The organism is Sphingomonas sp. SORGH_AS_0870, assembly GCF_031453175.1.
GTDB lineage: Bacteria > Pseudomonadota > Alphaproteobacteria > Sphingomonadales > Sphingomonadaceae > Sphingomonas.
Map to the genome: position 1 here is coordinate 1,097,896 of NZ_JAVIYW010000002.1, position 11,687 is coordinate 1,109,582.

Here is an 11,687-nt window from a genome sequence, read left to right on the forward strand (position 1 = left end):
CCGATTAAGCCGCTGGTTTGTCCTGTTAAATTTCGGAATCTGTCGAAAATGGACAAATTGAACCAATCCTGAACGGAAATTTCATTCACTTTCGGTTCAGTTGTTGCATTGTTACCACAGCAAGCCCGACGGTCAGATTTTTATTACCAAATGCGTACCATTCGTCGCAAAGTCAGCAGGTCTGAAATCGGCATAGTGACGCCCGAAGTCGTCAGAGTACGATGTCGCGAAGGATGGCATCGAGCAGTAGAGCGCCATCTCCCGTCACGATCAGGCGCCCGTCGGCATGCCGGACCAGCCCCTGGCGAGAGAGTGTCGCTACGACTTTCGCATCGACCATCTCTCGACCCCCGGCCAGTGCAGTGATGCGGGTCAGGTCGACGCCTTCGCGCAGGCGCAGGCCCATGACCAGCGCCTCGGTCGCGCGGGTGACGGGATCGAGCGTTTCCTCGGTTTCGATGCCGTGGCCGTTGCGATCGACCGCCGCCATCCAGTTTTCGGGCTTCTTGCGGCGCACCGTCGCCACGCCCTCGCGGCGGCCATGCGCGCCGGGGCCGACCCCAACATAATCGCCATAGCGCCAATAGGTCAGGTTATGGCGGCTCTCCGCCCCCGGCCTCGCATGGTTGGACGTCTCATAGGCGGGCAGCCCGGCGGCAGCGGTGCGCTGGCGCGTCGCCTCGAACAGATCGGCGGCGGCGTCGCCGTCGGGGATGGTCAGCCGTCCCGCCGCCGCCTCGGTGTGGAAGCGCGTGCCGGGTTCGATCGTCAGCTGATAGAGCGACAGATGCTCGGTGCCATAGCCGATCGCGCGGCTCAGCTCGGCCTCCCAGTCGGGCAGGGGCTGGCCCGGGCGGGCATAGATCAGGTCGAAGCTGACCCGCCCGAACGCCCCTTGCGCGGTCTGGAGCGCGCGCAGCGCCTCGTCCACGCCGTGCGCCCGGCCCAGGAAATGCAGCGCCTCGTCATCGAGCGCCTGTACGCCCAGCGAGGCGCGGTTGACCCCGGCGGCGGCCAGATCGGCGAAACGTGCCGCCTCGACCGAGGAGGGATTGGCCTCCAGCGTGATCTCGATCCCCTCGGCAAAGCCCCAGTGGCGCTCGGCGGCGTTCAGGATCGCGGCGACCGTGGCGGGGGGCATCAGCGAGGGCGTGCCGCCGCCGAAGAAGATCGAGGTCAGCCGCCGGTCGGGCAGCGCCTGGGCCTCATACGCCAGGTCGGCGAGCAGCGCCTTTTGCCACGCCGCTTGGTCCACCGACTCGCGGACATGGCTGTTGAAGTCGCAATAGGGGCATTTGGAGACGCAGAAGGGCCAATGGACATAGAGCGCGAGCGGGGCGGGGGTCGGCGATATTGCGGAGGACATGATGCGGCCCGATATGGCGGCGATGCGTGCGCTTCGCCATCTCTTATCGATTCCCGTCCTCGGCCTGTTGCTGGCGGGATGCGGCCAAATGGTCCCGTCCTCGCGGCCGGGCACGGGGGAGCGTCCGCCCGCGCGCGTGGTCGAGGCGCGCCCCTCCGATGCGCCCGCGCCGCGGGGGGCCGGATTGTTGCGCCAGGCGATGCTGGCCGGGCACCGCGCGGCGCGGGCGGAGATCGGGTTACCACCCCTGGCCTGGGACGACGGGCTGGCGGCGAGCGCGCTGGCCTATGCGCAGGACATGGCGCGTACCGGCCGCTTCCAGCATGCCGAACAGCCGCAGGGGCCCACCCGGCAGGGCGAGAATCTGTGGACCGGCACGCGCGGCGCCTATCGCTATGACGAGATGATGGGGCATTGGGTCGCGGAGAAGCGCGACTTCGTGAATCTGCCCGTGCCGCAATCGAGCCGGACCGGGCAGTTCGGCGACGTGGCGCATTATACCCAGATCGTCTGGGCGCGTTCCACGGCGGTCGGATGCGCGATGGCGAGCAACGCACGCGACGACTTCCTCGTTTGCCGCTATAGCCCGACGGGCAACGTCTTTGGCGAACGGGCATTCTAACTCGACGGACGCGGCAAAAGGAATGGCGCAATGGCGAATCCCTATGATCCGATGGCGTGGATCGCCTTCTGGAGCGCGCCCGCGCGTTTCGCAGTGATGGCCGGGGAGGCGATGCTGAGCGCGCAGAGCGTGATCGCGACCCGCATGGGGGCGATGGCGACGGGCACGTCCTCGGTCGCCGAGATGACGCTGATGGTCAGCGAGAAGGTGAAGGCGTTCGACCAGTCGGCGAAGGTCTGGAACCGCGATCAGGCCGCGCTGACGCGTCTGTCGCGGCACGATCCGCGCGGCGGGATCATCGATGCGTGGGAGTCGATGGCCCGGGCCATGCTGATCGGCGCATCGATGCCGGTCCAGGCGATGGCGCCGGTGCACAAGGCAGTGACTGCGAACCAGAAGCGGCTGGCCAAGGGGTAGCCGATTTCCTCCCCTGCAAGGGGAGGGGGGACCATGCGCAGCATGGTGGAGGGGTGTCACCCTATCGAGAGCGCGACACCCCTCCGTCAGCCCTTCGGGCTGCCACCTCCCCTTGCAGGGGAGGAATAGAAGGTCAGAACACCGCCTTCACCAGCTGGCCGAACGCGTCGGCGCGGTGGCTGATGCGGTTCTTTTCGTCCTGGTCCATCTCGGCGAAGGTCTCGCTATAGCCGATCGGCTGGAAGATCGGGTCATAGCCATGGCCCTTGTCCCCGCGCGGCGGCCAGACGATGGCGCCGTCGACGCGGCCCTCGAACCATTCGACATGCCCGTCGGGCCAGCCGACCGCCAACGCGCAGACGAAATGCGCCGAGCGCGCCATGTCCGGTTCCTCGTTCAGCCGATCCTCGACCGCGCGCATCGCCATGGCGAAGTCCTTTTCCGGCCCCGCCCAGCGCGCCGAGAACAGCCCCGGATCGCCGCCCAGCGCATCGACGCACAGCCCGCTGTCGTCCGACAGGGCCGGCAGCCCCGACAGGTCGGCGGCGGCCAGCGCCTTCAGCTCGGCATTGGCGACGAAGGTGGTGCCGGTTTCCTCGGGCTCGGGCAGGTCGAGGTCGGCGGCCGCGATCACCTCGACCCCGTATGGCGCGAGCAGTTCGCGGAATTCGACGATCTTGCCCTTGTTGTGGCTGGCGAGGACCAGCTTGCCGGGTTCGAGCTTGCGGATCGCCTGGCGGCCATTGCCTTCGCCGCTCATGCGCGGATCGCCCGGTCCTGCGCCGCGAAGATCTCGGTGCAGCCCATGCGCGCCAGACGCAGCAGGCGCAGCAGTGCTTCCTCGTCATAGGTGGCGTGCTCGGCGGTCGCCTGGACCTCGGCGATATGGCCGTTCTCGATCAGCACGAAATTCGCATCGGCATCGGCATTCGAATCCTCGATATAGTCGAGGTCGAGGACCGGCGTGCCCTTATGGATGCCGCACGACACGGCGGCGACCTTGTTACGGATGGGGTCGCTGGTCAGCTTGCCCTCGGCCATCAGCTTGTTCACCGCCATGCGCAGCGCGACCCAAGCGCCCGAAATGGCGGCGGTGCGGGTGCCGCCATCGGCCTGGATCACGTCGCAGTCGATGGTGATCTGCCGCTCGCCCAGCGCCTTCAGGTCGCAGACGGCGCGCAGGGAGCGGCCGATCAGCCGCTGGATTTCCTGGGTGCGGCCCGACTGCTTGCCCTTGGCCGCCTCGCGGCTGCCGCGCGTATGGGTGGCGCGGGGGAGCATGCCATATTCGGCCGTGACCCAGCCCTCGCCCTTGCCGCGCAGGAAGGGGGGCACGCGCTCCTCGACGCTGGCGGTGACGAGCACCTTGGTATCGCCGAACCCGATCAGCACCGAACCTTCGGCGTGGCGGGTAAAATTCGGCTCGATGGTGATGGGACGCATCTGGTCGGGCATCCGGCCGGACGGGCGCATAGTCTTCTCCTTGTTCCTTGACCCCAGCCCTAACCGGCCCCCGCCGGTAGCGCCAGAGCGGACGGTGGCGATCGGAAGACACTCGCTTCTTCTCTCTGCGTCCTCTGCGCCTCTGCGCGACAAAATGGTTCACGCGAAGCCGCGACGCCGCGAAGAGGGGACTGGCAATCTTCGCGCCTTCGCGGCTTCGCGTGAACAATCTCTTTTTTTGCGCGCAGAGGCGCAGAGGGCGCGGAGAAGAAGGGGCGTCTCCCGATCGCGGTTGAGCGGCGGGCGGGGAATGCCTACATTTCCGGCATGGTCACGCCACCGATCACCGAGCTGACCGACCGGGCGCGCGATATCTTTCGCGTGGTGGTCGACAGCTATCTCACCAGCGGCCAGCCGGTGGGGTCGAAGACCATCGCGCTGTCGGGGATCAACCTGTCGCCCGCCTCGATCCGCAACGTGCTCCAGGAACTGGAGGAGCGCGGGCTGCTCGCCGCGCCGCATACCAGCGCGGGGCGGATGCCGACCGATGTCGGACTGCGGCTGTTCGTCGACGGCATGATGCACGCGATGGAGCCCAGCATCGAGGAACGCGCCGCGATCGAGGCACGCGCCGCGCGCTCCGGCCCGGTCGAGGAGGCGCTGGCGGCGACGACGGCGGTGCTGTCGGGCCTGTCGGCCTGTGCAGGGCTGGTGATGGTGCCCAAGCGCGAGATGAAGCTGCGCTCGATCGGCTTCGTGCCGCTGTCGCCGACCCAGGCGCTGGCCGTGCTGGTCGCCGAGGACGGCGCGGTCGAGAACCGTGTCCTTGAACTGCCGCCCGGCATGACGCCCTCGGCGCTGGTCGAGGCGGGCAATTATCTGTCCGCGACGCTGGCCGGGCTGACGCTGGGCCAGGCGCGCGAGCGGCTGGAGCGCGAGCTGGCGGCGGGCCGCGCGGCGCTGGACGGCGCGGCGCGCGCGTTGGTCGAACAGGGGCTGGCGGTCTGGAGCGAGGACGGCAATCGCCGCCCGATCCTGATCGTCCGCGGGCAGGGGCGGCTGATCGACGCCGCCGCCGCCGCCGATCTGGAGCGCGTGCGCGACCTGCTCGACGATCTGGAGGGCAAGCAGGAGATCGCGCATCTGCTCGATTCGGCGCGCGCGGGGGATTCGACCCGCATCTTCATCGGCGCGGAGAACAAATTGTTCGCGCTGTCGGGATCGTCGGTCATCGCGCGACCGTTTCGCGGGCTGGATGGCCAAGTGGTCGGCGTGGTCGGCGTAATTGGCCCCACGCGGTTGAACTATGCCCGCGTCGTGCCCATGGTGGATTTCACGGCGGCAACGCTTGCCCGGATGATGGGCTGAACAGGGATTATGATGAGCGAGAACACGACCAACGCACCCCAGAACGACCTGCGTGAGGAAACGGCCGAGGCCGCGCCCGAAGTGGCGGGGCAGGACCGTCTGGCCGAGCTGGAGAACCAGCTGGCCGAGGCCAAGCAGCAATATCTCTATGCCCAGGCCGAGAATCAGAATGTCCGCCGTCGCGCCGAAAAGGAAGCGGCGGACGCACGCAACTATGCCGCGACCGCCTTTGCGCGCGACGTCCTGTCGGTCGCCGACAATCTCCAGCGCGCGCTGGCGGCGATCCCGGCCGATCTGCGCACCGACGACAAGTGGAAGGGGCTGGTCACTGGCCTCGACGCCACCGGCCGCGAGCTGGACAGCGTGCTGGGCCGCCACGGCATCACCAAGATCGAGGCGATGGGCCAGCCGCTCGACCCCAACAAGCATCAGGCAATGATCGAAATGCCCTCCGACCAGGAACCGGGCACGATCGTGCAGGAGATGCAGTCGGGCTATATGATCAAGGACCGCCTGCTGCGCCCCGCGCTGGTCGCGGTGGCGAAGAAGCCGGACTGATCGGTTCCGGAGGAATGGGGAAGGGCGGGCCGGTTGGTCCGCCCTTTTTCGTTCGGAGATGCGCGGCTTTCCCTCCCCCATCCCCTCCCGCTTGCGGGAGGGGCGTGCTCGCGGTCACCGCAAGCGCTTCTTCGGGGTGTGAACCTGACATAGCCATGCAACGCCCCCCTCCCGCAGGCGGGAGGGGATGGGGGAGGGCCCCGGCCCAAGGGCAAACGCCCGCTAATCCCCCCGAAACGGCACCAGCGTCTGATACTGCGCCAGCGGTGGCGCCCCCGCCACCACCGCGCCGCGCTTCAGCAGAAAGGCATGGCGAACGATCTCCGCCTGCTGCTCGATCCCATAGCGCGCGAAGACCTGACCCGGCTTCAGCGCATAGTCGTACCGGCAAAAGGGATGACGCTTCAGCGGCAGGAAGATACCCCGCTGGTGCTGCCAGATATGCACCATCTCGTGGATGAACAGCCCCTGCTCATGGAGCGGGCAGGCGCCGAAATCCTCGCGCCACAAATCGCCCCTGGGGTGGAAATGGATGCAACCGGTGGGCGCCATCACCGTGTCGCGCGGTTGGAAGAAGGCCCATTTGGTCGGGGACAGCCGCACCTTCGCATAGTCGATCGCATCGCCGAAGACGGACCGGGCCAGTCGTTCCTCGCCGGGGGTGAGCATACGCTTGGTCATGGGGACCAGATGGGGCACGTCTGGCGAAGAGGAAAGGGGCGGGCCACCATCGCGGCCCGCCCCCGAAGCATCAGCTGCGCCGCGCGGTCAGCCACTGGCTGTTGGACAGCGGCTTGGCGACGATGCGGACCTCGCCGATATGGCCGAAATAGCCGTCCTTGCGCGCGCCGTCCCACCAGGCGGCGCCCAGCACCCAGGGCATGTCGGCGGCCAGCGTCGCGATGCCGACCTGGCCCGCGCTGTTGCGCAGGACGGGCGCGCCGTCGACATAGAGGATCGTTTCGTTCGCCACCGGATCGTTGACGATCGCGATGTGATACCAGGTATCGACCATCACCTCGCCCGACCAGTTGGCCTGCGGATAGCTGGTGTTGGACGACGGCACGACCTCCCACTGAATCTCGCGCAGCGACGAGATGGCGAACAGCACCGGCGGCGATTCCCGGTCGCCCCCGGCAAAGCCCGGCAGCTTGCCGCGATTGCCGTTGCGGGTCAGGATGTTGCCCCAGCGGTGGTTGGTCACGGTCCAGTTGGCGTCGATCTTGATGAACGCCTCGACCGTATAGCCCGCGCCGAAGGTCGCCGCGTTGATCGGCGCACTGGTCGCGGTGGCGAAGGCGCTGCTGCGCGCGGTCACCTTGTCGGTGTTGCGGAAGCGGACGCTGCCCGGTGCCGAGGACAGGCGGTGGCGGTCGGTCGACCAGACCACGTCCTCGACCATCGCCGGACCCGACAGCGGCACGCGCGCCATGGGGTTGCGGCCGGTCACGTCGGGCAGGGTCTCGCCGACCTGGACGACCTTGCCGTCGACGATGCCGCTCGCCACGCGCCAGTGCGCGGCGGTCTCGGCGATCTTGGGATAGTCGTCGGCGTCGCGCGGCAGCACCTCGGCGGGCGCGGCGGGCTCGGTATAGCCGTTCAGCAGCGCCGAGCGGACGCGCGGCAGGATCGGCACGCCCGCCGTCATCTCGGTATAGGCAAAGCCCGGCAGGAAGCGGGCGAAGCGCTTCTTGAAGTCCATGCTGATCGTGAAGCGGTTGTTCGCATCCTCCAGCACCGCGCGGTCGAACTGGTTGAGCGTCGCCTTGGGCTTCTGGACCACCCAGGGCGAGAAGCTCATCACGTCGATCTTGTTGGCCGAGAAGTCGATCTCGTACAGCCGCATCATCGCGTTACCGCCCTGATAGGCCATCTGGTAATCGACGACCATCTCATGGACCGGATTGCCGAAGTCGTTGGTCTTGGTCAGCAGCGCGGCGCCGTGGTGATGGCCGTTCAGCGTCATGAAGATCTGGTCGTTGTCGCGGATCAGGTTGTTCCACAGCATCAGGCCGTAATCGGTCTCCAGCGGGCTCTTGCCGTCCTTGTCGATGTTGAGCAGCTGGTGGTTGGCCAGGATGACCGGCAGGGTCGGGTTGCGGCGGATCACGTCGCGCGCCCACAGGATCCCGGCGTCCGAGATGCGCCAGGACAGCGACAGCACCATGAACGTCACGCCGTACATCTCGAAGATGTGATATTCGTGGAAACCGGTGCGGTCGCGCTCGCGGAAGGTCGTCTGGGCCTGCGCGCGCGAGGTCGGGAACCAGTTGAGATAGGGCTCGGCCGACAGGGTGCGCTGGCTGTCGGTGCCGTTCTGCTGGTCGGACGGGACGTGGTAATCGACATCGTAGAGGACGTCGTGATTGCCCGCCAGGATCGAATAGGGAATGCGCGCCGTCTCCAGCCGCTTCATCGCGGCATCGGCCACCGCCCACTGCGCGGGCTTGCGCACCTGATCCACCACGTCGCCCAGATGGATGACGAAGGGGATCGAATAGGCCTGGGCGTTGTCGACGATCCACTGGGTCTGCGCGGCGAAGGGCTCCGAGCCATATTTGCGCTGGAACTGGCGGTTCTCGTCCGTCGTCGCATAGCGCGAATAGAATTGCGTGTCGGGCAGCACCGCGATCGAGAAGCTGGTGGTGCCGACCGGCGTGGCGGCGGCCGTTCCGGCGGTGGTCGTCGGCCTGGCGTTCAGCAGCGCATCATCGTCGCACCCCGCCAGCGCCCCCGTCAGCGGCAGCATCGACAGACCCGCGGCCCCGCGCAGCAGCGTCCGCCGGTCGGCGATCCGCCGCAGGCTGAACCTGGTGTCGTTCGTATCGGACATGGTCAAAATTCCCCCATTTTTGGCTCGTTCGAGCCAGCGGGGCGCGCTGTATGGCGCTTGTTTGACACATGAAGGACCGATTCATTACCGATTTTGGTCGATGCTTGAAAAATAAATCAGTCCGCCGTCATTTTTCGGTCATCGGGGGAGGCGGATCGTCCTTAGAGCCGATCGACATTCACGATTGCTTCTTTTTCTTCCCCTCTCCCCTGGACAGGGGAGAGGGTTAGCGAAGCTTGCCAGCCTGCTGGCTAGCGCAGCTTGGGTGAGGGGTTGAGCGAGCCCAAAGGCTCGCAGCGCTCGCCAAGCGAGCGCCCACCCCTCACCCAGCTCCGACTAAGCCTTTGCTTTCGCAAAGGCCAAGTCTGCGCAACCCTCTCCCCTCTACGAGGGGCGAGGGACGGAAAGGCATGGCTGAATGTCGATCGGCCCCGAATCATTCCGGCGGCGGATCGCCCGCCCCGATCACCCGCGCGCCCTGGCGCAGACGGGTGCCGTCGGAAAAGGACAGGAGCAGCGACAGGATACGTCCGGGCTTCACGCCGGGGTTCATGTCGTACAGCATGACATGCCGTCCGCCGGGGGCGAAGGCGACGGTCCCTCCGGCGGGGATGGGGACGCGGTCGACCTTCTTCATCGCCATCCCGCCCTCATGCATCTCGCTGGTGATCGCGACGTCGCTGCTGACCGAGATCAGGTCGACGGCCTTGGGGCCGCCATGGACGATGAAATAGGCGGCGGCGGGGCGGCCGGGCACGGCGGCCAGACGGACCCAGCCTTCCTCGGCGTAGAGTTCCGGCTTTTGTGCGCATCCCGTCAGCGTCGCCCCGGCAAGCGCACAAAGGCCCAGAAAAACGGCGCGACGCATGATGAACCCTCTCGTTTCGGCAAATCCCGAGACCACACTAGGTTCCATCCAATCTTGCGGCAACGGATCGCCCACCTATATCCGGCCAGTGAACGGGGTTTTCGGGTTGCCGCTTTCGGGACCGGCGAACCCCGGCATTGGACTTCCAGACTATGTTCTTGAGGGGCATTTAGAGACTTATGGCAAAAGTGATCGGCATCGACCTCGGCACCACCAACAGCTGTGTCGCTGTCATGGAGGGCGGCAAGCCCAAGGTCATCGAGAATGCGGAAGGCGCGCGCACCACGCCGTCGATCGTCGCCTTCGCCAAGGATGGCGAGCGCCTGATCGGCCAGCCCGCCAAGCGCCAGGCGGTGACCAACCCCGACAACACCATCTTCGCGGTGAAGCGCCTGATCGGCCGCCGCTATGACGATCCCGTCACCCGCAAGGACACCGAGCTGGTTCCCTACGCCATCGCGCGCGGTCCGAACGGCGACGCATGGGTGAATGCGGGCGGCAAGGATTACAGCCCGTCGCAGATTTCGGCCTTCACGCTCCAGAAGATGAAGGAAACCGCCGAATCCTATCTGGGCGAGACGGTGACCCAGGCGGTCATCACGGTTCCCGCCTACTTCAACGACGCCCAGCGCCAGGCGACCAAGGACGCCGGCCAGATCGCCGGCCTCGAAGTGCTGCGCATCATCAACGAGCCGACGGCTGCTGCTCTGGCTTACGGCCTGGAGAAGCAGGACGGCAAGACGATCGCGGTCTATGACCTTGGCGGCGGCACGTTCGACATCTCGATCCTCGAGATCGGCGACGGCGTGTTCGAGGTGAAGGCGACCAACGGCGACACCTTCCTGGGCGGCGAGGACTTCGACAACAAGATCGTCGACTTCCTGGCGTCGGGCTTCCAGAAGGAAGAGGGCATCGACCTCACCAAGGACAAGCTGGCGCTCCAGCGTCTGAAGGAAGCGGCCGAAAAGGCGAAGATCGAGCTGTCCTCGGCCCAGTCGACCGAGGTCAACCTGCCCTTCATCACCGCCGACCAGAACGGCCCGAAGCACCTGGTCAAGTCGATCACCCGCGCCGACCTCGAGCGTCTGGTCGAGGACCTGATCCAGCGCACGCTGGAGCCCTGCAAGAAGGCGCTGGCCGATGCGGGCATGAAGGCCGACGAGATCGCCGACGTGGTGCTGGTGGGCGGCATGACCCGCATGCCGCGCGTCCGTGAGGTGGTGAAGAACTTCTTCGGCAAGGACCCGCATACCGGCGTGAACCCCGACGAAGTCGTCGCCATGGGTGCCGCGATCCAGGCGGGCGTGCTGCAGGGCGACGTCAAGGACGTGCTGCTGCTCGACGTGACCCCGCTGTCGCTGGGTATCGAGACGCTGGGCGGCATCATGACCAAGATGATCGACCGCAACACGACGATCCCGACCAAGAAGAGCCAGGTCTATTCGACCGCCGACGACAACCAGAATGCGGTGACGATCCGGGTCTTCCAGGGTGAGCGCGAAATGGCGCAGGACAACAAGCTGCTGGGTCAGTTCGATCTGGTCGGCATCCCGCCTGCGCCGCGCGGCGTGCCGCAGATCGAGGTCACGTTCGACATCGACGCCAACGGCATCGTCAACGTCTCGGCCAAGGACAAGGGCACCGGCAAGGAGCAGCAGATCCGCATCCAGGCGTCGGGCGGTCTGTCGGACAACGACATCGACCAGATGGTCCGTGACGCGGAGAAGTTCGCGGAAGAGGACAAGAAGCGTCGTGCCGAGGCCGAGGCCAAGAACAACGCCGAGTCGCTGATCCACACCACCGAGCGTCAGCTGGCCGACAATGGCGACAAGGTCGACGCGTCGCTGAAGTCGGAAATCGAGGCGGCCATCGCCGAGACCAAGACGGCGGTCGAGGGTGGCAACCCGGACACGATGAACGAGAAGGCGCAGGCCCTCGCTCAGGTCGCGATGAAGCTGGGCCAGGCGATCTACGAGAAGCAGCAGCAGGCCGAGGCTTCGCCCTCCGCCGATGCCGGTGCGGCCAAGCAGGACGATGTGGTCGACGCCGAATTCTCGGAAGTCGACGACACCAAGTAAGGCTGTCGGCCCGGTCTGCCTGTCGGCGGGCCGGGCCTTCGGTTGCTGTTGAGAATACCGCCTTTCGGGGCATGAAGTGGCGAAGCGCTTGGGCGTCCGCTCCGTCCGGCCTGACGGCACGGTCGGTCGGCGGG

General features: G+C 66.6%; 11 protein-coding genes. 5 read left to right on the forward strand and 6 right to left on the reverse strand.

The features are described 5' to 3' along the window. Nucleotides 1–211: 211 nt before the first annotated feature. The gene (gene hemW, locus QE363_RS05740; RefSeq protein ID WP_309692979.1) at nucleotides 212–1,366 is read right to left on the reverse strand and encodes a radical SAM family heme chaperone HemW; all 1,155 of its coding nucleotides are present in this window, start codon (nucleotides 1,364–1,366) and stop codon (nucleotides 212–214) included. Here hemW and QE363_RS05745 point away from each other — a divergent pair. Beyond that, entirely contained in the window at nucleotides 1,365–1,988 is a 624-nt protein-coding gene (locus QE363_RS05745) for a CAP domain-containing protein (RefSeq protein ID WP_309692982.1), read from the forward strand. The two genes, hemW and QE363_RS05745, sit on opposite strands and share 2 nt — an antisense overlap. A gap of 30 nt (nucleotides 1,989–2,018) precedes the next feature. Continuing rightward, on the forward strand, nucleotides 2,019–2,405 hold the full coding sequence (locus QE363_RS05750) for a hypothetical protein (RefSeq protein WP_309692986.1): 387 nt from the start codon (nucleotides 2,019–2,021) through the stop codon (nucleotides 2,403–2,405). Nucleotides 2,406–2,538: 133 nt separating this feature from the next. On the opposite strand, the gene rdgB is transcribed toward QE363_RS05750, so the two are convergent. Next, complete coding sequence (gene rdgB, locus QE363_RS05755; protein WP_309692988.1) at nucleotides 2,539–3,165, reverse strand: RdgB/HAM1 family non-canonical purine NTP pyrophosphatase; 627 nt, start codon at nucleotides 3,163–3,165, stop codon at nucleotides 2,539–2,541. Then, entirely contained in the window at nucleotides 3,162–3,878 is a 717-nt protein-coding gene (gene rph, locus QE363_RS05760) for a ribonuclease PH (RefSeq protein ID WP_261269213.1), read from the reverse strand. The genes rdgB and rph overlap by 4 nt, the downstream gene beginning before the upstream one ends. 297 nt (nucleotides 3,879–4,175) lie before the next feature. On the opposite strand from rph, the gene hrcA reads away from it, so the two are divergent. Together hrcA and grpE are read left to right on the forward strand one after the other, a co-directional pair. Continuing rightward, nucleotides 4,176–5,216, forward strand: a complete 1,041-nt coding sequence (gene hrcA / locus QE363_RS05765) for a heat-inducible transcriptional repressor HrcA (RefSeq protein WP_309692993.1) — start codon at nucleotides 4,176–4,178, stop codon at nucleotides 5,214–5,216. Between the two features lie 12 nt (nucleotides 5,217–5,228). Further along, nucleotides 5,229–5,774, forward strand: coding sequence for a nucleotide exchange factor GrpE (gene grpE / locus QE363_RS05770; protein WP_309692995.1), 546 nt, complete (start codon nucleotides 5,229–5,231; stop codon nucleotides 5,772–5,774). Nucleotides 5,775–5,996: 222 nt separating this feature from the next. Here the strand turns inward: grpE and QE363_RS05775 are convergent, their stop codons facing one another. From QE363_RS05775 to QE363_RS05785, 3 genes are all read right to left on the reverse strand, one after another. Further along, on the reverse strand, nucleotides 5,997–6,455 hold the full coding sequence (locus QE363_RS05775; RefSeq protein WP_309692996.1) for a vgr related protein: 459 nt from the start codon (nucleotides 6,453–6,455) through the stop codon (nucleotides 5,997–5,999). 70 nt (nucleotides 6,456–6,525) lie between these two features. Next, a complete protein-coding gene (locus tag QE363_RS05780; protein ID WP_309692998.1) occupies nucleotides 6,526–8,607 on the reverse strand; it encodes a LamG-like jellyroll fold domain-containing protein in 2,082 nt (693 codons plus the stop codon). 436 nt (nucleotides 8,608–9,043) lie between these two features. Further along, on the reverse strand, nucleotides 9,044–9,475 hold the full coding sequence (locus QE363_RS05785) for a copper chaperone PCu(A)C (protein WP_309693001.1): 432 nt from the start codon (nucleotides 9,473–9,475) through the stop codon (nucleotides 9,044–9,046). A gap of 179 nt (nucleotides 9,476–9,654) precedes the next feature. Between QE363_RS05785 and dnaK the strand changes: the two genes are divergently transcribed. Further along, the gene (dnaK, locus tag QE363_RS05790) at nucleotides 9,655–11,553 is read left to right on the forward strand and encodes a molecular chaperone DnaK (protein ID WP_309693004.1); all 1,899 of its coding nucleotides are present in this window, start codon (nucleotides 9,655–9,657) and stop codon (nucleotides 11,551–11,553) included. Nucleotides 11,554–11,687 lie beyond the last annotated feature (134 nt).

What these genes read in the sequence shown, in the direction of transcription:
- QE363_RS05745 (WP_309692982.1), top strand. Translation starts at nt 1,365, where the DNA reads ATGATGCGGCCCGATATGGCGGCGATGCGTGCGCTTCGCCATCTCTTA.
- hemW (WP_309692979.1), bottom strand. Translation starts at nt 1,366, where the DNA reads ATGTCCTCCGCAATATCGCCGACCCCCGCCCCGCTCGCGCTCTATGTC.
- QE363_RS05750 (WP_309692986.1), top strand. Translation starts at nt 2,019, where the DNA reads ATGGCGAATCCCTATGATCCGATGGCGTGGATCGCCTTCTGGAGCGCG.
- rdgB (WP_309692988.1), bottom strand. Translation starts at nt 3,165, where the DNA reads ATGAGCGGCGAAGGCAATGGCCGCCAGGCGATCCGCAAGCTCGAACCC.
- rph (WP_261269213.1), bottom strand. Translation starts at nt 3,878, where the DNA reads ATGCGCCCGTCCGGCCGGATGCCCGACCAGATGCGTCCCATCACCATC.
- hrcA (WP_309692993.1), top strand. Translation starts at nt 4,176, where the DNA reads ATGGTCACGCCACCGATCACCGAGCTGACCGACCGGGCGCGCGATATC.
- grpE (WP_309692995.1), top strand. Translation starts at nt 5,229, where the DNA reads ATGAGCGAGAACACGACCAACGCACCCCAGAACGACCTGCGTGAGGAA.
- QE363_RS05775 (WP_309692996.1), bottom strand. Translation starts at nt 6,455, where the DNA reads ATGACCAAGCGTATGCTCACCCCCGGCGAGGAACGACTGGCCCGGTCC.
- QE363_RS05780 (WP_309692998.1), bottom strand. Translation starts at nt 8,607, where the DNA reads ATGTCCGATACGAACGACACCAGGTTCAGCCTGCGGCGGATCGCCGAC.
- QE363_RS05785 (WP_309693001.1), bottom strand. Translation starts at nt 9,475, where the DNA reads ATGCGTCGCGCCGTTTTTCTGGGCCTTTGTGCGCTTGCCGGGGCGACG.
- dnaK (WP_309693004.1), top strand. Translation starts at nt 9,655, where the DNA reads ATGGCAAAAGTGATCGGCATCGACCTCGGCACCACCAACAGCTGTGTC.